This is a genomic window from Amphibacillus jilinensis Y1, from assembly GCF_000306965.1.
GTDB classification, from domain to species: domain Bacteria; phylum Bacillota; class Bacilli; order Bacillales; family Amphibacillaceae; genus Amphibacillus_C; species Amphibacillus_C jilinensis.
This window is the reverse complement of the sequence record NZ_JH976442.1, coordinates 100,713-125,173: the sequence shown is the minus strand read 5'-3', so window position 1 is coordinate 125,173 and position 24,461 is coordinate 100,713. Positions and strand designations below refer to the sequence as shown.

General features: G+C 38.4%; 26 protein-coding genes. 16 read left to right on the top strand and 10 right to left on the bottom strand.

Going from position 1 to position 24,461, the window contains the following annotated elements; all coding sequences use genetic code 11:
- The 3 genes from B494_RS0117000 to B494_RS0116990 form a co-directional block, all read right to left on the bottom strand.
- Window positions 1-1,174, bottom strand: a 1,174-nt coding sequence (locus B494_RS0117000; protein WP_420884352.1) for an SA1320 family protein, incomplete at its 3' end; no start/stop codon positions are given.
- A complete protein-coding gene (locus B494_RS0116995) occupies window positions 1,071-1,490 on the bottom strand; it encodes a hypothetical protein (RefSeq protein WP_026065305.1) in 420 nt (139 codons plus the stop codon). The genes B494_RS0117000 and B494_RS0116995, both read right to left, overlap by 104 nt.
- Before the next feature lie 13 nt (window positions 1,491-1,503).
- On the bottom strand, window positions 1,504-2,364 hold the full coding sequence (locus B494_RS0116990) for a DUF1672 family protein (protein ID WP_017473582.1): 861 nt from the start codon (window positions 2,362-2,364) through the stop codon (window positions 1,504-1,506).
- A 492-nt stretch (window positions 2,365-2,856) separates the two neighbouring features.
- Here B494_RS0116990 and B494_RS0116985 point away from each other — a divergent pair, with 492 nt between their 5' ends.
- From B494_RS0116985 to B494_RS0116945, 9 genes are all read left to right on the top strand, one after another.
- Window positions 2,857-3,636, top strand: coding sequence for a hypothetical protein (locus tag B494_RS0116985; protein WP_017473581.1), 780 nt, complete (start codon window positions 2,857-2,859; stop codon window positions 3,634-3,636).
- 3 nt (window positions 3,637-3,639) lie between these two features.
- Window positions 3,640-4,020 carry a GntR family transcriptional regulator gene (locus B494_RS0116980; protein WP_017473580.1) on the top strand — a complete coding sequence of 127 codons (381 nt, stop codon included), beginning with the start codon at window positions 3,640-3,642 and terminating at the stop codon, window positions 4,018-4,020.
- Entirely contained in the window at window positions 4,010-4,723 is a 714-nt protein-coding gene (locus tag B494_RS0116975; protein ID WP_017473579.1) for an ABC transporter ATP-binding protein, read from the top strand. The genes B494_RS0116980 and B494_RS0116975 overlap by 11 nt, the downstream gene beginning before the upstream one ends.
- Entirely contained in the window at window positions 4,720-5,616 is an 897-nt protein-coding gene (locus B494_RS0116970; RefSeq protein ID WP_017473578.1) for an ABC transporter ATP-binding protein, read from the top strand. The genes B494_RS0116975 and B494_RS0116970 overlap by 4 nt, the downstream gene beginning before the upstream one ends.
- Before the next feature lie 12 nt (window positions 5,617-5,628).
- On the top strand, window positions 5,629-6,576 hold the full coding sequence (locus tag B494_RS0116965; RefSeq protein ID WP_017473577.1) for an ABC transporter permease: 948 nt from the start codon (window positions 5,629-5,631) through the stop codon (window positions 6,574-6,576).
- Window positions 6,577-6,635: 59 nt separating this feature from the next.
- Window positions 6,636-6,983 carry a DUF4260 domain-containing protein gene (locus B494_RS0116960; RefSeq protein WP_017473576.1) on the top strand — a complete coding sequence of 116 codons (348 nt, stop codon included), beginning with the start codon at window positions 6,636-6,638 and terminating at the stop codon, window positions 6,981-6,983.
- 571 nt (window positions 6,984-7,554) lie between these two features.
- Window positions 7,555-9,132, top strand: a complete 1,578-nt coding sequence (locus B494_RS0116955; protein WP_017473575.1) for an alpha-glucoside-specific PTS transporter subunit IIBC — start codon at window positions 7,555-7,557, stop codon at window positions 9,130-9,132.
- Window positions 9,133-9,146: 14 nt separating this feature from the next.
- Window positions 9,147-10,475 carry a 6-phospho-alpha-glucosidase gene (locus B494_RS0116950; RefSeq protein WP_017473574.1) on the top strand — a complete coding sequence of 443 codons (1,329 nt, stop codon included), beginning with the start codon at window positions 9,147-9,149 and terminating at the stop codon, window positions 10,473-10,475.
- A gap of 112 nt (window positions 10,476-10,587) precedes the next feature.
- Window positions 10,588-11,355, top strand: coding sequence for a MurR/RpiR family transcriptional regulator (locus B494_RS0116945; protein WP_017473573.1), 768 nt, complete (start codon window positions 10,588-10,590; stop codon window positions 11,353-11,355).
- Between the two features lie 112 nt (window positions 11,356-11,467).
- Here the strand turns inward: B494_RS0116945 and B494_RS21540 are convergent, their stop codons facing one another.
- From B494_RS21540 to thiD, 5 genes are all read right to left on the bottom strand, one after another.
- The gene (locus tag B494_RS21540; protein WP_017473572.1) at window positions 11,468-11,761 is read right to left on the bottom strand and encodes a DUF2188 domain-containing protein; all 294 of its coding nucleotides are present in this window, start codon (window positions 11,759-11,761) and stop codon (window positions 11,468-11,470) included.
- Window positions 11,724-11,888 carry a DUF2188 domain-containing protein gene (locus B494_RS21535; protein WP_017473571.1) on the bottom strand — a complete coding sequence of 55 codons (165 nt, stop codon included), beginning with the start codon at window positions 11,886-11,888 and terminating at the stop codon, window positions 11,724-11,726. Before B494_RS21535 ends, B494_RS21540 begins: the two co-directional genes overlap by 38 nt.
- Window positions 11,889-12,020: 132 nt before the next feature.
- A complete protein-coding gene (locus B494_RS0116930) occupies window positions 12,021-12,659 on the bottom strand; it encodes an NAD(P)-dependent oxidoreductase (RefSeq protein WP_017473570.1) in 639 nt (212 codons plus the stop codon).
- Between the two features lie 135 nt (window positions 12,660-12,794).
- Window positions 12,795-13,208 carry an Rrf2 family transcriptional regulator gene (locus tag B494_RS0116925; protein ID WP_017473569.1) on the bottom strand — a complete coding sequence of 138 codons (414 nt, stop codon included), beginning with the start codon at window positions 13,206-13,208 and terminating at the stop codon, window positions 12,795-12,797.
- Between the two features lie 305 nt (window positions 13,209-13,513).
- On the bottom strand, window positions 13,514-14,308 hold the full coding sequence (thiD, locus tag B494_RS0116920) for a bifunctional hydroxymethylpyrimidine kinase/phosphomethylpyrimidine kinase (RefSeq protein WP_017473568.1): 795 nt from the start codon (window positions 14,306-14,308) through the stop codon (window positions 13,514-13,516).
- 179 nt (window positions 14,309-14,487) lie between these two features.
- Here thiD and B494_RS0116915 point away from each other — a divergent pair, with 179 nt between their 5' ends.
- From B494_RS0116915 to B494_RS0116890, 6 genes are all read left to right on the top strand, one after another.
- The gene (locus tag B494_RS0116915) at window positions 14,488-15,123 is read left to right on the top strand and encodes a nitroreductase family protein (protein ID WP_017473567.1); all 636 of its coding nucleotides are present in this window, start codon (window positions 14,488-14,490) and stop codon (window positions 15,121-15,123) included.
- Between the two features lie 489 nt (window positions 15,124-15,612).
- On the top strand, window positions 15,613-15,879 hold the full coding sequence (locus tag B494_RS0116910) for a hypothetical protein (RefSeq protein ID WP_017473566.1): 267 nt from the start codon (window positions 15,613-15,615) through the stop codon (window positions 15,877-15,879).
- Window positions 15,880-17,235, top strand: coding sequence for a tripartite tricarboxylate transporter permease (locus B494_RS0116905; protein WP_017473565.1), 1,356 nt, complete (start codon window positions 15,880-15,882; stop codon window positions 17,233-17,235). It abuts the gene before it with no gap.
- Window positions 17,236-17,325: 90 nt separating this feature from the next.
- Window positions 17,326-18,309 carry a mevalonate kinase gene (gene mvk / locus B494_RS0116900; protein WP_017473564.1) on the top strand — a complete coding sequence of 328 codons (984 nt, stop codon included), beginning with the start codon at window positions 17,326-17,328 and terminating at the stop codon, window positions 18,307-18,309.
- Entirely contained in the window at window positions 18,281-19,261 is a 981-nt protein-coding gene (gene mvaD, locus B494_RS0116895) for a diphosphomevalonate decarboxylase (protein WP_017473563.1), read from the top strand. Before mvk ends, mvaD begins: the two co-directional genes overlap by 29 nt.
- Before the next feature lie 17 nt (window positions 19,262-19,278).
- Window positions 19,279-20,361: a phosphomevalonate kinase gene (locus B494_RS0116890; protein ID WP_017473562.1), complete on the top strand. Its 1,083-nt coding sequence runs from the start codon at window positions 19,279-19,281 to the stop codon at window positions 20,359-20,361.
- A 79-nt stretch (window positions 20,362-20,440) separates the two neighbouring features.
- On the opposite strand, the gene B494_RS0116885 is transcribed toward B494_RS0116890, so the two are convergent.
- Window positions 20,441-22,387, bottom strand: coding sequence for a S9 family peptidase (locus tag B494_RS0116885; RefSeq protein ID WP_144032275.1), 1,947 nt, complete (start codon window positions 22,385-22,387; stop codon window positions 20,441-20,443).
- Window positions 22,388-22,519: 132 nt separating this feature from the next.
- Complete coding sequence (locus B494_RS0116880) at window positions 22,520-22,918, bottom strand: potassium channel family protein (protein WP_017473560.1); 399 nt, start codon at window positions 22,916-22,918, stop codon at window positions 22,520-22,522.
- A gap of 372 nt (window positions 22,919-23,290) precedes the next feature.
- Here B494_RS0116880 and B494_RS0116875 point away from each other — a divergent pair, with 372 nt between their 5' ends.
- Complete coding sequence (locus tag B494_RS0116875) at window positions 23,291-24,271, top strand: ring-cleaving dioxygenase (protein WP_017473559.1); 981 nt, start codon at window positions 23,291-23,293, stop codon at window positions 24,269-24,271.
- The last annotated feature ends 190 nt before the right edge of the window (window positions 24,272-24,461 follow it).

The following is a 24,461-nucleotide window of genomic DNA, read 5'->3' as shown; positions in this document are numbered from 1 at the left end:
CAGTTGTTGATGTCATGGGATCAATGTCACCTATAGCTAATTGATCAGTAATTGCATGTGCCACACGCTGGTCTATTGTCTTAAAGGCGTTGGCGACTTGCCCTACTTGTGTGCCAAATTCTTCTACCTGTGCATTCATACGCTGATAGTTGCTCTCCACGTGTTCAAAATGAGCTTCCAATTCTCCAACAACGACGTCATGAAATTTTTCTTGTCCAGCTTTAAAGATGTCTTCAATTGTATTATAGACTGTATCTTCCACAGCAAGGGCAAATTCATCTAATGTTTCTTCTAATTCTTCAAGGCTGCCTCTGATTTCTGAAACCAAACTTTCTGCATCAATCGGTTTATTTATAATAAATTCGATAAGTGCTGCGGGAGGGGAGTTAAGTAAACCATTTAATACCTGACTGGCTCTTTCGATTGTATCTAAAAGAGCATGTAGTTTTTGAATCATCAGCTTAAATACACTATTTGCAAATCGAATGCCTCTTAATAGTCCATCATCTATGATGTCTTCGAACGCTTCTTGAAATACCTCGCGAACTGTATTCAGACGGCTCTCGTAAGCCTCGCTTTCGTGATTAATGATCTCAACAGTGTGTCCAATATACGTTTGTGCCAAACCTAATCGTTCTAATACAGATGTTTCAATGGACTGACTAAGCAATTGAAGCGTTTCTACATTTAAATCAATCCGCTCTGACCGCCCGCCATATAAAGGCTGGCCAGTCCAAATACTTGATACGTTATGGTTATGGGCATCAACATAGATCTTGCCATAACCGGGTTCACCCTTTCTGCCAATAGTGACATAAGGGGTATGCATTTTATCTTCTCGCCTATATCCGGTATGATTAAAGCCAATACCTGCTATGGAAGGAACCCCGTTATAAATGGTGTACTTGAGACCAGGAACTTGATTCCCCATGCCAATAGCGTCTTGACTAAGGTTTAACATATCGTATTCACTAATATAATTCGTAATGTTGTCATATTGTTTTTCCACATCCAGAGCGCCCCCTGGTAGCATGGCTGGATTTAAGGTGACTGAACGGACATGGCTATATTCAACGCCGACGTAATTGGCTAATGCCCCCCCCAAGCGAGTTTCCACTGACTGATGTAATCGCACCAAAAGCTTTTTCCATATCTTCGAAATACTTTTTTCCATCTTCTAGTTGTTGGGGAGTGGCCTCAGTTAGTAAGTGAACATCTGTTTTAATATCAGCCATGCCATAATCACCATGAGCATTGGTTCCCATATAAACAACATGATACTCACCGGATGCGACATTTTGGACGGTCATCGCATCCATGCCGCTTTTTTCTTTGTTGAAATTGTCGTCCACAATCTTAAAAGTCTTGTCATTAATCTCTATACTAGAATCAACATCAGGTTCTAAGTAAACATGTAAGCCTGCTAATTTAATTAGCTCGGTGTCTGTTGTATTTAGTTGATCTATTTCTGAGTTCACTTTTACCGCCACTTGTTCTACTCCTTTATTCGATGATAATATCTCTTTTTTTCAATGAATTATCCTGACTCCCACTAGCAGATAATTTATTCACATAATTATCATGTAACCAGATCGAATAGTTCGCTCTTGGTATACCTTCTAGTGCTTTAAATTCTTGGACAATGTCGTCTAAAAGGGCTTCGGTTGGAGGGTTGTCTTCTTCATCCATATAAACTTGAATTGATATGGTTAAATAATTGGCGTTGTATGCGTCTTTATCAAACATGCTTTTTAGCTCTTCAACGCTAATATTAGGATTTTCAAGATATAAGTTAGTGAATTTTATTCTTTCCTCTCGTAAAGCCATTGGCTGGACAAAATAATAAGGTGTGGTGTAGGCAGTTGCTTTTACATTATTTATCGCCTCTTGTCGCAGTCCGACAACGGGGTAGTTTTCTACAATTTGTTGTGTAAAAGCATCTAATGTCGCAAATTCTTCATCCATGATCATCGCTAATAAGCCACTAAAAATACCTTGCTCCACTTGACTCTCTTGTGTCCAAATACTATCTGGTATAATTTTCTCTTCTTGCCTATCAATCCCAATCATCGCATAGGTATGGAAGTGAGGCTCACCGACCGATTCGACAAACACGGTTGCACCATCAACGTTACCAACGACGTTATGGACGATCACTTCTGTTTTATATTCTTCAAGAAAAAAGGCCTTCATTGCTTCTTGTATTTCTGCAAATTTCGCGTTAGCGATCACATCCATCTTCTCACCATTGACGAGATCATATCCTTCGCCGGTGTAGTCATTGACGCTGACATATCGGTCATCAAAGGCATCACCTGTGGTGTAATCGCCATTTGTCTCATTATCGTTACGCTCTTGATTCATTGTCATGCATCCTCCTAATACCAAACTTAAACTGATTGTTAAAAAAACTTTTTTGATCATACGTTTCACCCTCATTTATATCGTTCGATTAATTTTAGTCTCTTAAGTTAGTTTAACGATAAGTCATGTGATTGTTAAGTTAAAAATTCCAATAAAATGAAGCAAACTAAAAAACAGGAAAATAGCAGGGTGACTTTAGTTTTGAAGGCAATAAAAAAGAGCTGCTTTTTATAGGTATAAAAGAATAGATCGATTACTAGGTGTAGGTATAATAACTCGGATAAACAACAGAAGGTTTAACGGGTTGGAATAGCAAACGGATTTAATGATGCGTCAGTTTGTTGAAACGTGTTTACCTTTGAACAAAAGTACCTGAGTGTTTTCTAGCATTTTCAAGTGGAGGAAGTTGAGCAGTTTTAAATGAGTCTTGAAAAAAGTTATGTATTAGTGTACTATCTAAATAGAACACTAATACTTTTGGGGGAAAAAAGCATGCAAGCATTTTGGGGATTGTTGAAGAAAGATCATCGATTAGCTAGATTGAATATCATTTTCTTTAGTATTTTATTAGCCTTCCTGTTAGTGATAGGTTATGTTGGCTCCGTTCGACTTGAAGAAGGCGCAGGTGCATTTATGACAGTAACGATGGCTGCATTAGCGATGATGGTGTTTATGCCTGTTATGATGGGTTCACTATTAATTAAAGAGGGAAAGACCCAGCTTTGGCTATATAGTCCGCGTTCAAGCCATACGTTGCTCATTTCAAAAATAGCCGTGTTGTTACTGTATCAAATTTTATTTCAATTGATCATTGTCGGCTATTTAATGCTAAGCATTCATGTATTTGGCCAAGATGTTTTACAGTACACAAATATGAGTACTTTTACACAATTGGTTGTTTTGACTAACATCGGACTTATTTTAATAGGCATCTATTTAACAACATGGGTCTTGTTTGGTTGGACGCTTTATCGCTCAATGGATCATATGCCTAAAATAAAGAGTGTGCGTTGGCTATTGATTCTTTTTCTCTATTTTGGCTATAACTATTTAGAAACACAAGTAGCAAAAATTCCTTTTATTCAAAGGTTGGTAGCCCGTTACCAACTACCGATTATCTCAAATCCATTATTCGTCAATGACACAGGTTCATGGTTTGTAGAGTTCGAGAGTGTTGGTGTCCCGATAATCTATTTGCTGTACTCTCTCGTTTTGACAGTGCTATTGTTTTCTTTAGCATCAATGCTACTTACTAAGAAGGTTGAGGTGTAACCCTTGTCACAAGAGTTTCAAGCTTCAAAACCAATCTATATGCAAATTGTTGATCAGATTATTATTGATATTTTGCAAGGAACACAAAAGGTGGGCGACAAATTATGGTCTGTGCGTGAAATGGCAGTGAAAATGGGGGTCAACCCCAATACCATTCAAAGAGCATATGCCGAGTTGGAAAGGATGGGAGCTGTGGAAACGAGAAGAGGTCAAGGGACATTTGTTATAAATAACCCTGAATTGTTTGCTACGATCAAGCTTGATATGCAAAGAGAAATCATTAATCGCTATGTCATAGATATGAAACAACTTGGTGTTTCAAGTGTTGAGATGATCGATCAACTTAAAGCTTTTGTAGAAGGAGGGGAAGAGCATGACGATTGAGTTAAACGGTGTTTCGAAAAAGTATGGGCGCGACTACGCACTAAATGATGTCAATTTAAGTTTGCAAAAAGGGAAGATATACGGTTTACTTGGTCCGAATGGAAGTGGTAAATCAACAACATTGAAAATGATGGCTGGCCTTGTTTTTCCAAACCGAGGAGAGATTACCTTGCATAATGAAAAGGTCACACGCCGTACCGCTGAACAGGTTGCGTATTTAACAGAGTTAGATATGTTTTATGATAATTTTTCCGTAGCGGAGACGATCAATTATGTCGCTAGCCAATTTGAAAGCTTTGATATTCGCAAGGCAGAACAGTTGTTAGCGGAGCTAAAGCTTGATCCCACAAAAAAAGTCAAACAGTTATCAAAAGGAAATCGGGGGCGTCTCAAGTTGGTTACAGCTTTGGCACGAGATACGGATGTTGTTTTGTTAGATGAGCCTTTTTCAGGTTTAGATCCTATGGTGCGCGAAGTAACAGTGAAAAGTTTATTGCGGTATGTCGATCTTGAGCAACAGGTCATAGTCATTGCTACACACGAAATTAATGAAATTGAATCCCTATTAGACGAAGTGATTGCCTTATACTATGGCGATATTATAGGACAAGAAAATGTTGAGGCGCTACGAGAAGAGCAAGGATTATCAGTATTAGAATGGTTTAAAACGATTGTACAAGAAGTGGAGGAAAGATTCGTATGACAACTGTCTTATCATTAGATCATGTAAGTAAGTCTATTGGCAAAAAGAGAATAATAGATGACTTAAGTTTGTCGGTTCAAGAAGGAGAGGTGTTTGGCTTACTGGGTCCAAATGGAGCTGGTAAGACGACGACCATTCGGATGATGGTTGGCCTGATGCGTTTAGGCGCAGGGGATATTGTTATCTGTGGCGATAGTGTAAAGGATAACTTTGAGCGAGCCATTAAACATGTAGGTGCTATTGTAGAAAATCCGGAAATGTATCAACATTTAACAGGTTATCAAAATCTCGTTCAATATAGCCGGATGTATAAAGGTATAACTAAACAGAAAATCGATGAGATTGTTGAGCTTGTAAAATTAAAGAAAAATATTGATCAAAAGGTTAAAACATATTCGTTAGGAATGAGACAAAGACTAGGGTTAGCTCAATGCCTGCTTCATGATCCCAAGCTTTTGATTTTAGATGAGCCAACAAATGGTTTAGATCCAGCAGGTATTCGAGAGATTCGTGATCACCTTAAATATTTAACAAGAGAAAAAAAATTAAGTGTGATTGTATCAAGTCACTTGCTTTCAGAGATGGAAATGATGTGTGATCGCATTGCAATCATTCAGCAAGGAAAACTCATTGATGTACAAACGATAGCAGACCAACAGCTTGAGGAAAAGTCAACTTATTATTTTGAAACGAGTGATCTAGGTAAAAAGCTACTACAATTGCGAGAAAAATGGATGATTGCCTTAAAGGGAGAAGGCTTTATTATTGATGCTGAAAAAGAAGAGGTAGCGAAGTTAATAAAAGAATTAACCGAAGCAGATATTAGTATTTACCTTGTTCAAAAATTAACAAAAACATTAGAAGAACGTTTCTTGGAAATTACGGGATCGTAAGGAGGGTGTAACATGTTTAACTTGATACGCAATGAATGGGAGAAGATTCTTAAAAAGAAAAGCACATTCGTGATGATAGGCTTGCTCATATTAGCTATTATAGCACTGAGTGGCATATTAAAATATGTTGACAACAATGATGAAAGTACAGGTGATGAGTGGCAAGCGGATATTCAACAACAAATAGAAACAGACCGAGAGAACATGGAAGAATACGGGGGTAGACAGCTGGGTACGTACTATCAACGAAATTTGGCGATTAATGAATATCGCCTTGAACACGAGATTTCCCCGTCTGTCGAATCAAACGTTTGGACACTTGTTGATGAAGCCAAAATGCTAACGAGTTTTATAGGCCTCTTTACTATTGTTGTAGCTGCAGGTATAGTGGCAGGGGAATTTTCTACTGGAACAATTAAGCTATTGCTTATTCGCCCAATGAGTCGCACGAAAATTCTTTTATCGAAGTATTTAACGGTTATTTTATTTAGCTTGTTATTATTAGCTATTGTCTATGGTTTATCAAGTATAATTGGTGTTATTCTATATGGTTTTCCACCTGATGATGCTGTTCATCTTGCCTATCAAAATGGTGAGGTTGTTGAACGTTCACAAGGCTTGCAATTAATCATAACGTATTTACTTTATTCTATTGATATTCTTATGCTAACAACAATGGCGTTTATGATATCAGCAGTATTTCGTAATAGTTCACTTGCCATTGGTTTATCTATGTTCTTGCTGTTTGTAGGTAACACCGTAGCAAACCTTCTAGCCATGCAATTTGACTGGGCAAAGTATTTGTTGTTTCTAAATACCGATTTAACGGTTTATTTTGATGGAATGCCGACAATCGAAGGGATGACTTTAACCTTCTCAATCATCATGTTGACGTTGTATTTTCTTATTTTTCACGCTTTGGCGTTCTTTTTCTTTAAAAGAAGAGATGTTGCAGCTTAAAAGGTGAGTCGTTAGAATAAGAACTTTTAATGCATATAAATATTAAAGGAGCGTGTGTTATGGCCAAATTATTGTTACATTTAGAAGGGTTAGTCGTTGTTTTTATAAGTGTATATTTCTATCACTTAAATGGATTCAGCTGGTGGTTACTTCTTGTTTTAGCGCTTGCTCCTGACCTATCGATGTTGGCATACTTAGTCAATGTGAAAATAGGAGCAGTTGTTTATAATTTTTTCCATACGTACATGATTCCTGTGTTGTTGATATTGGTAGCTATATTCATAGATAGTGCGTCCCTTTTAGCTGTGTCTTTGATCTGGGTGACACATATTGGTGTTGATCGTTTATGTGGATATGGCTTAAAGTATCCAACCACTTTTAAAGACACACATTTAAATCGTGTATAAACCATCAAATAGGGATAATGAAAACTTCAACAAACATAGATTAAGTTGACGAATATGTATAATAAGATGTTAAAAAACGAATCTTTGAACAAATTTGTTCAAAGATTCGTTTTAAGATCCACTTTATTATTTTTTAACGCTATTAAATATTATTGAGTCTAAAACACACTAGGCGCATGCCTTAAAGAGTATAAAATTTTGGATTTATACGTCCTCATTTGAATGCCTTTCAAACCTTCCTAGATGGCTAAGTTTCAATCGAATGACTTACCCCTAATATAACACAAGTAGAAGCGATCATATATTTCTTTCATCCTATCTGTTAAGCAAATCATTTAATGAAAGCATCCCTTTTCTATATTTTTACAAGTGAAGCCGTTTGGTAGTGATCAGCTTGCGTTAGCCCTGTGATATCGCTAGTCTAAAAACCTAAAAATATAGCTGGGAAAATTCCCGCTTCATGGGAAATTTAACTACCGGTGAATAAGCGTCCCTAAGCCCCTCTCAACTATTGTAAGCGCTTTTATTTAATGATTAAATGGGTGTTAATAAAAGAAAGAGGTGATGCAATATGAGAGAGAAGCTTCAAAGGTTTGGAGGTGCGATGTTTACACCAGTCCTTCTATTTGCATTTTCGGGGATTATGGTTGCACTTTCCCTAATGTTAAATAATCCTGATATGGTTGGTGGGATTGCGAACGAAGGTACGGTTTGGCATGCAATTTGGAGTATTGTTGAGGATGGCGCTTGGACTGTATTTAACCAAATGGAAATTCTTTTTGTCATTGGAATTGCGCTTGGTTTAGCGAAAAAAGCTAATGCACGAGCTGTGATGGAAGCACTCGTTATCTATTTTACTTTTAATTATTTTCTCTCAAGCATTTTAGAATTTTTCGGACCGACCTTTGGTGTTGATGTCACAGCTGATGTTGGTGGTACAAGTGGATTGAAGCTTATTGCAGGCATTAAGACACTTGATACAGGTATTATTGGCGCAATATTAATATCTGGACTGGCTGTCTGGCTTCATAATCGCTTCTTTGATACGAAGCTCCCTGAGTGGCTAGGTATCTTTCAAGGCTCATCCTTTGTCGTTATTATAGGCTTTTTTACGATGTTACCGGTAGCAGTGTTAGTTGCTTGGATTTGGCCGGTTATTCAATCTGGAATTGAATCAATGCAGCATCTCATGGTTTCATCTGGCACTCTAGGTGTCTGGCTATATACATTCTTAGAACGCTTACTCATTCCGACAGGTTTGCATCATTTTATCTATACCCCCTTCATATTTGGTCCCGCCGCGGTAGAAGGTGGAATTGTTACAGCATTTATGGAAAATCTTTCGACATTTGCAAATTCAACGCAACCGTTAAAAGAGCTGTTTCCGGCTGGTGGATTTGCTTTGCATGGAAACTCAAAAATGTTTGCAACACCAGGTATTGCACTAGCTTTTTACTTTACCGCTAAAAAGGAAAATCGAAAGAAAGTAGCAGCACTGGTTATCCCAGCAACCTTGACAGCTGTGCTAGCAGGAATAACCGAACCTTTAGAATTTACATTTTTATTTGTCGCACCCGTATTATTTGTCATTCACTCATTATTAGCAGCAACTATGGCAGCGACAATGTACGTTTTCGGTGTTGTTGGTGACATGGGCGGCGGCTTAATCGAAATAGCTTCAAAAAACTGGATTCCATTATTTAATAGTCATGGTAGTGTGTATATTATCCAAATCTTAATTGGTTTAACGTTTACCTGCATCTATTTTTTCTTATTTCGATATTTAATTGTAAAGTTTAACTTTCTAACGCCAGGTCGAAGTGATGATCAGGGACCAAAGCTTTACCGCAAATCAGATTACAAAGCAAAGCAACAAGCAAAAAATGATTCTAGTTCCCAATACAAAGTACAAGCAGAAGTATTTTTAACAGCCCTAGGTGGTAAAGAAAATATTGAAACAATAAACAATTGTGCAACAAGACTTCGGGTGAGTGTTCAAAATCCTACCCTTGTAAAAGATGATACTGCATTTAAGGAGGGTGGTGCCCATGGTGTGGTAAGAAATAAGAACGCAATCCAAGTCATTGTTGGGTTGTCTGTCGCACAAGTTAGGGAACAGTTTGAGAAGTTAACTGAAAATAAAACATAAGGGGAGACCTAATTATGAAAAAATTCTCGATTACAATTGCTGGTGGAGGAAGTACGTTTACGCCAGGGATTATTCTAATGCTTTTAGAAAATATTGATAAGTTTCCAATTAAACAAATTAAGCTCTATGATAATGATAAAGCACGACAGCAACAAATAGCTGATGCCTGTCAAGTCATTATAAAGGAAAAGGCCCCAGAAATTGATTTTCTTGCTACTGTTACACCTGACATAGCATTTAGCGACATTGATTTTGTGATGGCACACATCCGTGTTGGCAAATATGCGATGCGAGAAAAGGATGAGAAGATTCCATTAAAATATGGAGTGGTTGGTCAGGAAACCTGTGGCCCTGGCGGTATCGCATACGGTATGCGCTCAATTGGCGGGGTGCTTGAACTCGTTGATTATATGGAAAAATACTCACCAGATGCATGGATGTTAAACTACTCCAATCCAGCAGCAATTGTGGCTGAAGCGACAAGAAAGCTTAGACCTGATGCTAAAATATTGAATATATGTGATATGCCAATTGCTATTGAGAATCTAATGACGCAAATACTAGGTTTACAATCTAGAAAGGAGATGGTTATCAGTTATTATGGCTTAAATCATTTTGGTTGGTGGACAGCAGTTCGTGATCGCCAAGGGCATGATCTTTTACCAAAATTAAAAGCACATGTGAAAGATCATGGCTATGCTGTAAACTTCTCAGAAGCGGGGCAGCACATTGATGAAAGCTGGCAAGCGACCTTTAAAAAGGTAAAGGATGTTTATGCACTTGATCCAGATACCTTACCTAATACGTATTTAAAGTATTATTTTTATCCGCAGGATGAGGCGCAAAAAGCTGATCCAAACTATACAAGAGCAAATGAAGTGATGGATGGAAGAGAGAAGCATGTGTTCACTGAATGTAACCGAATTGCTCAGTGCGATTCAACGCAAAATTCTACATTAGAAATTGATGAGCACGCCTCATATATTGTTGATCTAGCAAGGGCAATTGCCTATAATACACAAGAACGTATGCTGTTAATTGTTGAAAACAAGGGTGCTATTCATAACTTTGATTCATCGGCAATGGTAGAAGTGCCGTGTATAGTCGGTTCCGAGGGGCCAGAGCCAATTACACAGGGGGCTATTCCTCAATTCCAAAAAGGATTAATGGAGCAACAAGTATCGGTAGAGAAGTTAGTTGTAGAGGCATGGGAAGAAGGCTCCTATCAAAAGCTATGGCAAGCGTTAATCTTATCTCGTACAGTACCGAATGCACGTATCGCTAAGCAAATACTAGATGATTTAATTGAAGCTAATCAAGCCTATTGGCCGGCTTTAAGCTAACATAAAAGACATGGACGACTTTTCGTTCATGTCTTTTTCTTAATAGATTAATAAATATTCGAATCAATTGCTTTAAAAAGCTATACTATAATTACAGAAAGGGAGGAAAGCGATGCTAAAGGATTTAATCAACACACATTATGATCAGTTATCTGATAATGATTTCTACGTTTTAGATTTTGTTCAATCTCACCATGCTCAATGTTCAAGCATGACCATAAATGAGTTATCAAATGCTTGTTCGATCTCAAAGTCTTCAATACTCCGATTATCTCAAAAGCTTGGTTTTAGCGGTTATAGCGAGTTTAAATTTAGTTTGAAAAGAGAAATTCAAAATGTTGATAAAAGCTCTGATTTTTATGCGTTAAGTCACAAAGACATTCAATTTACTGAACAGCTTTATAATAAAATCGACAAAAATCCAATTTTTAATGGAATTGACAAGGCTGATTCCATCTATGGGTTTGCAACAGGGTGGGGACAAAGGAATGCATTAGAAGAATTATCCCGTTATTTAATTTCGTGCGGAAAACCCATGCACATCATTCCTGCCGCAACAGAGCTTAATATTGTTTTGTCAAAAATAAAACCTACTGACTTAGTGATCTTTATTTCATTGAGTGGTGATGTCGAAAATATCATAACAGTTTTAAAATCTCTAGCGATTAGAGCCATTCCAACGTTATCCATAACGAGCTTTAAAAATAATCATCTAGCCGAATTATCGCATTACCATCTTTACTATCAATCAACCGATTTAGGTACATATTATGGCGTGGAACAAAAATCATTCATTGGATTACAGGTTATGATTGACTTATTGTTTCGAGGATTTTTACAATATCGAAAAAATTTAAAGAATGGCGATGGGAAGGATTAAATAGACATTGTCGCTTCTCTCGTAACATAATGTACGCCTTAAGGCTAGTTTTAGGTGTGTCCTACCCGATAGCATCCGGTGAGTCAACCGGTTTCACTTGATCTTTAATTAGTTAATAGGATAAAACATCTTGGATTTGCCCAGATTGCTTGTGAATTGCTAACTGTTCACCTATATTTATAGCGATTTCTTTACCACGTTCAATCGCTTCTTCTTTAACTTGATAGCGGTTTGCTGCTTGTTTTGCATGAGCCGTTTTTACGATCCATTCATCACCATCTGGTAGCACATGTACCGCATGATCAAGCAATTCCGGTCGACTTGATCTTTCACGATCGGTTGCTCGTAATGCTTGATCTGTTTTTTGTTTAGTCGCTTGTCGCTTGTTTTTCTGCATCTGTTGCATGATCAAACCATTCTTTAGCTTGTTCTGTGGCAATTGGGATTGCTTGATTCTCTCGATAGCCTTCTTCAACCATTGCATTCGCAATATCAATTGCTTTTTTACGTATCGCTGGATTTAAATTCTTCAATGAACTTGGATAATCGTGTGTATCCCACGTGATAATATCACCTCCTTATATTCTTTGATATTACCCGGCCTTATCGATGTTAAGCCATATACAAAAACAGGCTGTTCTAAGTAAGAACAACCTGTTTAATAATTAAGCCTTTTCTCCAACAACAGTAAAGCGTTCGTTCTCATGTTTTGGATTTTCTATTTCATCGACGATTGCAATCGCATAATCCGCATAGCTAATATAGCTGTCACCTGCACGATTGGTAATCACATGGTCTTTTCCTAATTGATAGCTTCCTGTTCGCTTTCCTTCAGGATCAAAGTTAATTGCTGGACTTAAATGCGTCCACGTTATATCGGTAGTGGAAGAAAGGATATCAAGTGCTTTTCCCATGTTTGAGGCAGTAGGGTAGACAAAATCAGGAAAGTCAGGTGTATTAAAAAGACGTGTCGTTTTTTCTTCGTCGACAAACAGACTTCCTGCTCCACCAACAACGATAAGCTTGGTATTCGTTCCCTTCAAAGCTTCAATTAATGTATGATGTGAATCAACATGTAAATGTTCTTCGCCTTGAGGGGCGTTAAACGCGTTAACGACAACATTGAAGTCACTCAAATCTTGCTTAGTTAAATCAAAGATATTTTTTTCAATTACATTGACATCTTGATCAGTTAACTTGCCCTTATTTCTAATAATAGCAGTCACATCATGTCCTCTTTGTTTTGCTTCTTTCAAAATGAGTGTTCCAGCCTTTCCTGTTGCTCCAATAATACCAATTTTCATAAAATACCCTCCTCTTTTTATATGTAACTATTTTAGTTACATCTTGACGGAATGTCAACTCACATGTTTTTTAAACAAGTATGTTAACAGTGTAGCTACAAAAAATCCGCTTTAAATAGAAAACTGATCCTTGTGCTAGTGAGTAGCCAGTTGTTCAATAATATTAGCCAATGTCTGCTGGGCAAGCTCTTTTTCTAATGCGCTTTGTGCTTGTTTATATGTTGTGTCCAATACCGATTGAATATTCTTGCCAATCCAACAATTAGGGTTAGGGTCTTGGTGTATTAAAAATAGGTCTTCATTGGTTTGCAGTGCTTGGTATACTGTAAGGATTGTGATTTGACTTGGCGCTTTTAGCAAGGTGAATCCTGGTTTTCCAGCTTGTGACGAAATTAAGCCCGCTTGTTTTAATTGCCCGCTTATTCGACGAATAACAACAGGATTGGTATTAACACTTTTGGCAATAAAATCCGATGTTATACGATCATGCGGATTTGTAGCGATTAGCGTTAGGATATGAATAGCGACAGAAAGTTTAGTATTTATCATAATTTCACCACCATTATAAGTTTATGAAGCTCTTGCTGGAAAGTCAACTGATCTTAACATTATCACAGATAACCGTCTCCTCAACATCTAGAACAGAGGTGAATCTATTTAGGTAGGTGGATAACGGATGTTAATGTCTTAAAGCACTCAACTAACAATGAGTAGACGAAGAACGAAAGCACCTATTGATTGAAGGTTCGTTTTATAGTTGAACACATGCAGTCAGCATTTAATCTAGACATCAAAAAATAAAATCATGGATATAAAAGAAGTCTGCATTTATTTTCATGCAGACCCTCTCCTTATTATTTTGTATTGAAGGCTCCATGCATAACAGGCCCAACAAATTGATTGAGTTTCCAACCGTGAGTAATGGCGGCATGAACAAAATTTTTAGCAGCGATGACAGCTTCTTTTACTGACATACCATGCGCGAGATTAGCAGTAATTGCAGCAGCAAACGTACAACCGGCGCCATGATTATAGTTTGTGGCAACTTTGTCTTTTTCCAGTAAGAGAAAGTCAGATCCATCGTAGAAAAGATCGATGGCTTGGTCATGTTTAAGGGCTTTTCCCCCCTTAATGACAACAGTTTTAGCGCCACGCTCAATAATTTTTTGTGCAGCTTCCTTCATCCCGCTAATATCATGAATGGGGCCAGTTTGTGCTAACTGCCCCGCTTCAAACAAGTTGGGTGTAGTAATGGTTGCAATAGGAAGAAGAAGTTCTCGGATTGCATCTGTATTTTCAGGTTGAAGGACTTCATCTTCCCCTTTACATACCATGACAGGGTCAATCACCACTTTATCAAGCTTATGCTCTTTTATTTTTGAGGCACCAAGTTCAATGATATCTACTGATCCTAACATGCCAGTTTTCATTGCATCGATACCTACGGATAGAATCGTGTTTAATTGTTTTTCAACGGTTTTAACGTCGATCGGTGTGACATCATGACTCCAGTTGTTTGGTGCCATAGCAACGATAGAAGTGAGCGCCGTCATCCCGTATACATCGTGTTCTTGGAATGTTTTTAAATCAGCTTGGATGCCAGCACCACCACTAGAATCGGATCCAGCCAATGTTAATGTTTTTTTCAAGGTCTATACCTCCTCAAGAATGTCTATTTATTTCTATCATATCATTTATGAGGAGAGGATAGAAATGATTTGTTATCAATGTAGGGGGAGGGATAACAATGAGCAAATTGTTTTCTTGTATTTTTAAATAGTGGTACGTTATGAAGTGAAAAAGTAAATTGAAAAAGGAGAGAGGCGAAATGTCAAAATCATTGACTAATGATTTTAATGATATTGTGTTACAACGTCGTTCAATTCGAGAATATGATCCAAATGTAAAGATTAGTAAAGATGAAATGACAGATATATTAGAAAAGACGGTTCGAGCCCCGTCTTCCGTCAATATGCAACCATGGCGGTTTGTTGTGGTCGAGACGCAAGAGATGAAAGAGAAGTTAAAGCCTTTGGTACAATTTAATCAAAAGCAATTAGATACCTCATCAGCAATGATTGCCATATTTGGTGACTTAAATAATTTTGATTATGCTGAAGAGATTTACGGAACAGCAGTGGAGAGAGGGCTTATGCCAGCGGAAGTAAAAGAAAAACAACTCTCTTTTTTGACTGAACATTTTGGTCATGTAGAACCAGAAGTTAATAAACGAACGGTTCTAATAGATGGTGGCCTTGTCTCCATGCAACTTATGCTTATTGCACGGTCACATGGTTATGATACGAATCCAATTGGCGGATTTGACAGGGAAGCTGTTAGCGAACTTTTGAACATGGATAAAGCACGTTATCTTCCAATTATGCTGTTATCTATTGGTAAGGCTGCTGAAGAAGGGTATCAATCAGTCCGACTTCCAGTTGAGCGAATAACTGAATGGGTTTAATAAAAAAGCAGGGGATTTTACTCCCCTGCTTTTTTGTGCGAACGAATGAAAAAAGTAAACTTCGCACGGAAGGGGTTTGCGTTCGCATGAAAAAGTGAAATTTCGCATGAAAGGGGTGTGCGTTCGCACAAAAAAGTGAAACTTCGCATGAAAGGGGTGTGCGGTCGCACGTAAAAGCGAAACTTCGCATGAAAGGATTGTGCGTTCGCACGAAAAAGCGAGATTTCGCATGAAAGGGGTGTGCGTTCGCACGAAAAAGCGAGATTTCGCATGAAAGGGGTGTGCGTTCGCATGAAAAGGCGAAACTTCGACGTTCGCTTTAATAATTAGATAAATAAAGGCAAAATGGTTTAGTATAAAAATGATCCATGCTAATATTGTGACGGATGTCACTCTAGTTAACAAAACTTATTGATAATGATTTTCAGTTAGATTATAATAATATGCGTCCTTGATAAATAGGTACTTAATTTGAATGGAGGGTCATTAATGAATAAAGATCAACAGACGCGCTCTCAAGAAGAGACGGGTGAAAATATAGAGATTTGGGCTGATCTCGTTAGTATTAGAGATTTAACAATTGCTATTGCTATAACAGTGGTAACCACACTGGTGGGATATTTTATCGCGCCAGCCAATGAACCGATGCCTCTGATTTTTGGATTAGTGGGTGCGGTGATTGGTTTTATCATTTCAAGTATAATGATAAAGCCAAAACGACAATTTAAACCATCAGGACAAGGAGGCGATCAATAAATGGATGTCAATTTGATTATCCAAATGCTTTTATCAGCAGCTGCTGGTACAATTCTTTACACATTGATTGGTATAGCACCAGGTACAGATGAAACAGCAGTGTTAGCGCCGGTTACGCTTGTGTTGATCTTAACTGGTCTTGAGCCGATTGTCGTGCTTAGTTTTTTTATTGCATCAATTGTTGCTAAAAAGTTAACTGATTCTATCCCTGTAGCTGTAGCTGGGATCCCTGGGGGGGTCATGGCTGCACCAATGGTTGAGCACGCGATCGTGTTAAAAGAGTATGGGAAACCAGAGTTAGCGATTCGGAAAATGGTATCTGGCTCTGTAATTGGCACACTAGTTGCTATTCCAGTAAGCTTCCTGTTAGCACATTTGCTTGAACCTTTATCAGAAATAATTGGTGCATATTCTAGCCAAATCTTTTTTGTAGGTGCAATTATCTTAGCATTAATGTCAAAACAACGTTGGATAGCACTTGCATCGATTCTGCCATTTGCTATACTTATTCAAGGAATGCGACATTTATATTGGGGGTTAGGGGTTATCCCTGAAGGAACAAATGTATTTGTTTCGTTCTTCTTAGGCATTACTATTGGACCGATTATATTAACTTTATTTGAACTTTTAAATAAGAACTTACGACAATCTATGGATCGCTACGATAGAAAATTAGTAGAGTCTACAACTGAACGTAAATATAAAGGATTACCTAACCCTTTTAAAATATTAACGACACAAGAATTAAGTCTAAGTACAATTGCTTCATTTTTAGGTTGCCTTGTATTTGTAATGAGCCCAGTAGGCATTACAATTCTTTTAGGTGAACTGGTAGCAGCACGTGTTAAGGATCCAATTAAGAAAAGTGCACTGGCGATTTCAAGTATGGATGCATTAACGAATGCGGCTTATTTATCAGGGACTTTAATTCCGCTCATTGCTCTGGGGCGACCATTGTCACCAGTTGCACTGGGACCGGCTCACGCTCTTTTTAATGCACCGCCTGTTTTTACTGAGGACAATAATATGCACCATATACTTTCAATGAGTGATTTTGCTTGGGCTACAATTATTGGGGCGCTTGTAGCGATCATGATTACTTACTTTTTCATTGTAAAATATGCTGAGCGGATTTGTTTATTTGTATTTAAAAAAATACCGCATGAAGCCATGATTGGTTTGTTTTTTGGCCTAGTTATTTTGTTAGCATACATTGATGCCGGGTGGATTAATATTGGTGGTGTGATTTTAATAGGTTTAGTTGCTGGATTTATGCACCGGTTAGGGATTAATTATGGTGTGCAGTTTATGATTCTATATGCTGCTCCATGGATTGTTCAAGTTGTTGCTTTATAATAAACCATGCTTCATTAAAATAATAGGCTTTTAAAAAACTTTAAACGGTGAATGGTAAAAGGGTTACTATGTAAAAAGGAGTCAGCTTTTATGGGGGAACAATTAGAGCGTCATGTGATCGGACAAGCACACAGCAAATTGATATTAATTGGTGAACATGCTGTGGTCTATGGTGAGCCAGCTATCGCCGTTCCATTTGATGCTGCAAATGTGAAAGTAGAGATTACAGATTCTGTTGGGGCTGTGCAGTTCATCAGTACTTTTTATCAAGGAGATATTGATCATATCCCAGAAAAAATGCAAGGATTGGCTGAATGCGTTAAGGCGGTTTGCCACGCAATGATGCAGCCTGTTGCACATTTCAAAATTGAACTTAAATCGACGATACCAATTGGAAGGGGATTAGGTTCAAGTGCTGCGATAGCTGTTGCGCTTGTCAGAGGTTTATATGCTTTTTTTAATCAAAGGCTTAACCGAGAGACGTTAATGCGCTTTGTTGATTTAGCTGAGACTTATGCGCATGGTACACCGAGCGGTATTGATCGTGAAGCTACGAGTCGTCAGCACCCAATTTGGTTTAGAAAGCACCAGCCGGTTGAGTCAGTGGCGATTTCACGACCGCTCCATTTGGTTGTTGCGGATACGGGACGTATTGGTGATACGCATACTGCAGTCACCCATGTTAAAGATTTGTATAAAAAAGATTATTTACAGACGAGTATTCGTATTGAAAAGCTAGGCACACTAACAGCGTACGCGCGTCAAGCTATACAAAAGGGTGATCTTAAACGATTAGGTAAGCAACTGGATCTAGCTCAGATTGAATTAAATGCATTGGGTGTTAGTGATCCAGGCTTAGATTACTATGTTGAAGTCAGCAAGCATGCTGGGGCACTAGGTGCTAAGTTGACTGGTGGTGGCCGAGGGGGTTGTATATTAGCCTTGGCAGAGTCAATTGAATCAGCTTTATACATTGAACGTGTGTTAAATAATGCTGGCGCATCACGAACATGGTATTGCCAAATTTCAAATGAGGTGATTGATTATGAAAGCAACAGTACGCGCACATACTAATATTGCCTTAATTAAATACTGGGGTAAGCGTGATGAAGATCTGTTTTTGCCCACGAACAGTAGTTTGTCAATTACTCTCGATCGTTTTTATACAGAAACGATGGTTCATTATGATCACCGTCTAAGTGAGGATGTTTTCTGGTTAAATCACGTTCAAGCTGATCAAAAAGAAACAAATAAGATACGTTCATTTCTTAATAAAGTTCGCGACTTAACGGGAGAAGTCCGATCCGCCCGTGTTGAATCTGTTAATCATGTACCAACCGCATCGGGTTTTGCTTCTTCCGCATCAGGTTTTGCTGCTTTGGCTGGTGCTGCTGTAAAAGCAACAGGCATGAACTTATCGGAACGCGAACTTTCACAAGTTGCTCGGCAAGGCTCAGGGTCTGCATGTCGATCGATTTTTGGTGGATTTGTTGAATGGCAAAAAGGAACCGAAGTGAATGGCAGTGATAGCTATGCTGTTCAACTTCTTGATCAAAAAGCGTGGGATCTTCGTGTTCTTGCTATTGAAGTGTCAACAGAAGTAAAGAAAGTATTAAGTCGAGAAGGGATGAAACGGACCGTTGCCACCTCTCCCTTTTATCAAGGCTGGCTTCAAGCAGCTGAAGCAGACCTAGTTACTGCTAAAAAGGCGATAGCTCAGCGATCTTTTACGCTATTAGGGGAGACACTTGAATCCAATGCTTTAAAAATGCATGCGACAACACTTGGTGCTGATCCTCCTTTTATGTATTGGCAAAGTACAACATTAAGCGTGATGGAAGCGGTCCAAGATTTAAGGGATAAAGGTTTAGAAGCTTATTTCACCATTGATGCAGGGCCAAATGTGAAAGTTATTTGTAAGCCCGAAGTCGAGCAAAAACTGATTAATGAGCTTTCACGACTTGATGTTGTGAAGGATATTTATTCATGTCAAATCGGCCCTGGGCTTCGTTATTTAGAAGGATGATGATAGGAGAGAACAGCATGAATGCTCTACGCTATACGGTGCGTGCGCCAGGAAAATTATTTGTAGCAGGTGAATATGCGATTACTGAACATCAAAGTGAAGGTATTGTCGTTGCGGTTGATCGTTATTTAACTGTTGATATTCAATCACATCGTAGTAACCGACTTGACTTGCCCCAGCTAGGTTTAACAGACTTAAGTTGGAAAGTGGAGGATGGAGAAGTTAAATTTTCTAAGAAAGATAAACGGCTCGTTTTTATTAAGCAAGTGATCGAGACGATCAATGATTATGTTGGGGAGCTTCCTACCGTTCATATTTTTATTACCAGTGAGCTAGATAAACGTTCAGGGACAAAATACGGACTCGGTTCAAGTGCTGCCTTATCTGTTGCACTCGTATCTGCTTTGTTACTTTATACAGACGAAAAACATGCCGATCGATTAACGATTTTCAAATTAGCTAGTATTGCGCATTTTAAGGCACAAGGAAATGGTTCCTGTGCTGATATAGCGGCGTCAACGTATGGTGGCTGGCTAAATTATCGCACTTTTGATAAAGAATGGTTAAGCGAACGATTTGAACATAAGCAATCGACACGCGATATTGTGCAAATGGAGTGGCCATATTTGCAAATGGCACCATTAACCTTACCAAATGCCTTGCATTTTTTAATTGGTTGGACAGGTGAATCAGCAGCTACTGCACCAATGGTAGCAAAGATTAGTAAGCTAAAAGAGAGTGATCCTGAGCGCTATCACGTGTTCTTGAATCAAAGTCAAGCCGCAGTTTCGCGCATTTTGCAAGGGTTTCAGACAGACGATGTCAAACCTTTATTAGCTGGTATAAAAGCAAACCGTCAAGCGCTGAAGGGGATTGGTATTGATGCAGCCGTCCCGATTGAGTCTTCAACCTTGGAAAAGTTAATTGAGCTTGCTTCCCCTTATGGTGCAGCCAAAACGTCTGGTGCTGGTGGTGGAGATTGCGGCATTGCCTTTATTAAGCAGCTATCGGATGTTGAATTAGTTCGTAATAAATGGAAAGCGAATGGAATTGAACCACTTGATCTAAGTGTTAGTCATCAAGGTGTTACAGTCGACTAACCAAATGATAAAAACAGGCTTGGCTTAGTAAGCCAAGCCTGTTAGGTTAACGCAGTAACGTGGACGCATCATAAAAAATTTAAAGTAAATAACGGTCAAACCAGTTGGTCATTTCATTAAGTCGTTCAATTCTCAAGCTTGGATCCCCGTTACGTGATAATCCATGATTTGACTTGGGGAAGCGCACTAACCGTGTGGTTTTTTTGCGCATTTTTAAGGCGACATAAAGTTGTTCCGCTTGTTCGATTGGACATCGATGATCCTCTTCGCTATGCAAAATCAATAGTGGGGTCTCGATTTGATTGACGTAACGAATAGGTGAATGAAACCATAATTTATCAGGGTCAGTTAATAAATTAGCTTGCAATTCCCAATCCGTAAAAAAATAACCGATGTCGCTTACACCAAAGAAACTGTGCCAATTTGATATTGAACGTTGTGTAACCGCTGCTTTAAAACGCTGACTGTGACTGACAATCCAGTTTGTCATAAAACCACCATAACTTCCACCAGTTACGCCCAATCGCTCTGAATCAATCCAGTCAAAATGTTCAAGCGCATAATCGACCGCTGCCATAATATCTTGATAATCACCACCACCATAATCACCACGGTTAGCATTAACAAAATGTTGTCCATAACCGTGACTCCCACGTGGGTTAATATAGAGTACACCGTAGCCTTTCTCAGCCAAGACCTGAAATTCATGCATAAAGCCAAAACTGTACATCAAATGAGGACCGCCGTGTATTTCAACAATTAAAGGATATTGTTTATCTTTTTGAAATTGAAGTGGCTTCTGAATCCAACCGTGTAAAGGCGTTCCGTCTTTACACGTGCAGTGAAAGGTTTCTGCCTTTGCTAATGCGTGTTGATCAAGCCAAGATTGATTTGCATGTGTTAATCGAGTTGCCTTATTTTCGTTAAGGTTATAGACATGAAGGTCACCAGGTGTGTTAGGATCACTCATCGCTAAAAGACATCGACCTTGTTTTTCATCAAAGGAAAACTGATAGATTTGCACTTTATCCCCAAATACTTTATTTACTTGTTTAGTAAAGTCGACTTGATAAAGGGAAGTTGCGCCATGATCACTTGCTAGAAAATAAAGGTGCTCGCTATCTTTTGACCAAACTGCACCAGCACTTGAGTTTTCTGTCCCCATATCATTAATGGCAACATCTTGACAAGTCACATCGAATTCGCTTGTTAAGGCAATCATTTTCTGTTTGTGTAAGTCATATACCAGTACCCTCGCTAATGTAGCACCTTCATATTCCATATCATTACCGATTATTGAGATTTTTTCGCCGTTTGGTGAGAAAATTGGTTTTTCTAAACGAAAGCCACCGTTTGTGTACTTTGTTAAATGTTGCGAATCTAAGTGGAGTGAATAAAGATCATTGGTTAGTAAATAATCCCCCTCTTCTTCACGGTTTGCCACAAAGACGATATGTTTCCCATTGGGGGAAAAAGAAGGATCAATATGGTTGAAGGCTCCATCAGTTAACTGTTGTGTTGATTGATTGGACAACTGAATATGGATCAGTTGTTTGAAAGTTTCATCCAGTAAACCCATACCATCAGCCTTATATTTAATGCGTTCTGTCGTATAAGCTCTTAGTGCTTCCTCATCCTCTTCGTCTTGTTCACTGTTAATCGATTGGTTCGCTTGAAGTGGGGCTGTTACTACTAAGCTTTGGCTATTAGGTGACCAAACTGGATGACTAGCCCCGTTTGGAAAATCAGTAAGCTGCTGAGCTTCTCCTCCATCGACAGCGATTATCCAGACTTGATTTTTACCAGACCGATTAATCACAAAGGCAATTTGTTTTCCATCAGGAGAGAAACGTGGGGTTTGTAACGTTCCTTCTCTTTGCGTGAATAATCGCTCTTGCTGGGTATTAAGGTCGATCATAACTAAATTCGATTGATATTTTTTTTGCTTGTCAATCATGCGTTTGACATAGACAGCCCATTCCCCATTAGGTGCTATTTGTGGCTCTTGAATAAACGAGAATTTCAACAAATCTTCAGCTGTTAATCCGTTAATAAGATCACTCCCCTAAACTTTTCCTATTATTTTAGCATACTTCATTCGAGAATCGAAATAAAAATAGCTGAAAAGGAATTATATTCTGAATAATATGAGTTGACCTTAATGATTACTGTTATGGCCAAGAGCTTTTAGGAAATAAGCAGTGGGAAGTAAAAGGCCAATTGCTGCTTGGATTAAGGCAAAAAAACGTGCGGATCCAACTGGCACAATATCACCGTAACCAACCGATAGTAAGGTGGTACCGCTGAAATAGAGTAATTCAGAAAATGATTGATCTGCAGCTTCACCACTATGTCCTTCATAAACTAAAATGGTTTCTTGAATAGATAACGCGTAGTAAAGGATGGTAAATCCAAGTGTTACGCCAATCAATACAAAAAATAATTTGAAAAATAACGCCGTACTGAAATAGCTTTGTCGATAGTATTTGTTAGCAAAGAAATAATATAAGTTTGTGAGAATAATAATAGTGGCGATGACTACTAAAGATTGTGTCATTTTGATCACCTCTAATTGTATATCACCCGATTTTCAAGTGGATGAACGGTAATTTTAAAGTTTTTTTGCAAAAAGTGAGAATATGAAGAGGAGAAACAAACAATAAAGTTGACGGAAGGGGAGAGATAATGGTACATTTATCTTGAATTAAAGATAAATATTCGATTTTATCAGATACCTTCCGTAAAACGCCGCCTCAAAATAAAGGGCAGCGCCTAACTATTTAGACGGGAGAAGGCTGACGCTAATGTAAATCAGAGGAACTCCCATGGTTTTGCTCTAAGATCAACGGGTATAGTCAGGAGGTAAGTAAATCTTATCTTCTGACAATAAGTAGATTGAATCTGTTATGTTTATGAAGGAGGATGAAAAATGGTAAGTGAATTAAAAGGAATCCACCATGTGACTGCAATTACGAGTAGTGCTGAAAAAAATTATCAATTCTTCACCTATGTGCTAGGGATGCGTCTTGTTAAGAAAACAGTTAATCAAGATGATATTCAAACGTATCATCTCTTTTTTGCAGATGATCAAGGAAATCCAGGAACAGATATGACTTTCTTCGATTTTTCAGGTATTCCACAAGGGACACATGGTACAAATGAAATTTATCGAACAGCATTTCGTGTACCTGATGATGATGCGATTGATTATTGGGTCAAGCGATTTGATCGATTGGAAGTAAAGCATGAAGGCGTATCAAAGCAATTTGGCAAAAAAGTGATTAATTTTGTCGATTTTGACGATCAAAAATATCAGCTCATCTCGGATCAAGATAACCAAGGGGTGAAGTCAGGGATACCTTGGCAAAACGGTCCAGTTCCACTAGCCTATGCCATCACTGGATTAGGGCCGATTCATATTCGAATAAGTAATATCGATTTCTTTAAAAAGGTGTTAGAACAGGTGCTACAATTCAAGGTGATTGATCAGCAAGAAGATCATTATCTATTTGAAGTGGGTGAAGGTGGCAACGGGGCTCAGATCATTGTTGAACATAATAAGGTATTACCCGATGGCCTGCAAGGATATGGTACGGTTCATCATGTCGCATTTCGTGTGGCGGATCGAGAAGCGTTGCAAGAATGGATTGATTACCTTCCTGAATTTGGACTCCAAACGTCAGGTTATGTTAACCGTCATTTCTTTGAATCATTATATGCGCGTGTGGCACCACAGATTTTATTTGAATGGGCAACTGATGGTCCAGGATTTATGGGTGACGAGCCTTATGAAACATTAGGTGAAAAGTTATCATTGCCCCCATTTTTAGAGCCCAAACGCGAACAAATCGAATCTGTTGTCCGACCAATTGATACAGTAAGAAGTACGATTGATTTTAAAAAAGAATAGGGTAAAATGAGAAAAACTGTTAGCAATTTGTGAACTACCCCAAGGAAATGAGACAAAGAGAGATTGGGACATAACTAAATAATGAAATGGTGTATCCGAACATTCTGAACAGAGCGTAGGAAAAACACGTAGACTCCTGTGGGAATAGCACGGAGACTGCTAAAAAACTAACCCCTGGAGGTATTTTGAA

Bases quoted from the DNA above. Each gene is read 5' to 3' on its own strand.
- B494_RS0116950 (WP_017473574.1), top strand. From the start codon at position 9,147: ATGAAAAAATTCTCGATTACAATTGCTGGTGGAGGAAGTACGTTTACG.
- B494_RS0116875 (WP_017473559.1), top strand. From the start codon at position 23,291: ATGGTAAGTGAATTAAAAGGAATCCACCATGTGACTGCAATTACGAGT.
- B494_RS21540 (WP_017473572.1), bottom strand. From the start codon at position 11,761: ATGCAACAGATGCAGAAAAACAAGCGACAAGCGACTAAACAAAAAACA.
- B494_RS0116990 (WP_017473582.1), bottom strand. From the start codon at position 2,364: ATGAATCAAGAGCGTAACGATAATGAGACAAATGGCGATTACACCACA.
- mvk (WP_017473564.1), top strand. From the start codon at position 17,326: ATGGGGGAACAATTAGAGCGTCATGTGATCGGACAAGCACACAGCAAA.
- B494_RS0116925 (WP_017473569.1), bottom strand. From the start codon at position 13,208: ATGATAAATACTAAACTTTCTGTCGCTATTCATATCCTAACGCTAATC.
- B494_RS0116960 (WP_017473576.1), top strand. From the start codon at position 6,636: ATGGCCAAATTATTGTTACATTTAGAAGGGTTAGTCGTTGTTTTTATA.
- B494_RS0116880 (WP_017473560.1), bottom strand. From the start codon at position 22,918: ATGACACAATCTTTAGTAGTCATCGCCACTATTATTATTCTCACAAAC.
- B494_RS0116930 (WP_017473570.1), bottom strand. From the start codon at position 12,659: ATGAAAATTGGTATTATTGGAGCAACAGGAAAGGCTGGAACACTCATT.
- B494_RS0116905 (WP_017473565.1), top strand. From the start codon at position 15,880: ATGGATGTCAATTTGATTATCCAAATGCTTTTATCAGCAGCTGCTGGT.
- B494_RS0116910 (WP_017473566.1), top strand. From the start codon at position 15,613: ATGAATAAAGATCAACAGACGCGCTCTCAAGAAGAGACGGGTGAAAAT.
- B494_RS0116965 (WP_017473577.1), top strand. From the start codon at position 5,629: ATGTTTAACTTGATACGCAATGAATGGGAGAAGATTCTTAAAAAGAAA.
- B494_RS0116975 (WP_017473579.1), top strand. From the start codon at position 4,010: ATGACGATTGAGTTAAACGGTGTTTCGAAAAAGTATGGGCGCGACTAC.
- B494_RS0116985 (WP_017473581.1), top strand. From the start codon at position 2,857: ATGCAAGCATTTTGGGGATTGTTGAAGAAAGATCATCGATTAGCTAGA.
- B494_RS0116955 (WP_017473575.1), top strand. From the start codon at position 7,555: ATGAGAGAGAAGCTTCAAAGGTTTGGAGGTGCGATGTTTACACCAGTC.
- B494_RS0116945 (WP_017473573.1), top strand. From the start codon at position 10,588: ATGCTAAAGGATTTAATCAACACACATTATGATCAGTTATCTGATAAT.
- mvaD (WP_017473563.1), top strand. From the start codon at position 18,281: ATGAAAGCAACAGTACGCGCACATACTAATATTGCCTTAATTAAATAC.
- B494_RS0116970 (WP_017473578.1), top strand. From the start codon at position 4,720: ATGACAACTGTCTTATCATTAGATCATGTAAGTAAGTCTATTGGCAAA.
- B494_RS0116890 (WP_017473562.1), top strand. From the start codon at position 19,279: ATGAATGCTCTACGCTATACGGTGCGTGCGCCAGGAAAATTATTTGTA.
- B494_RS0116915 (WP_017473567.1), top strand. From the start codon at position 14,488: ATGTCAAAATCATTGACTAATGATTTTAATGATATTGTGTTACAACGT.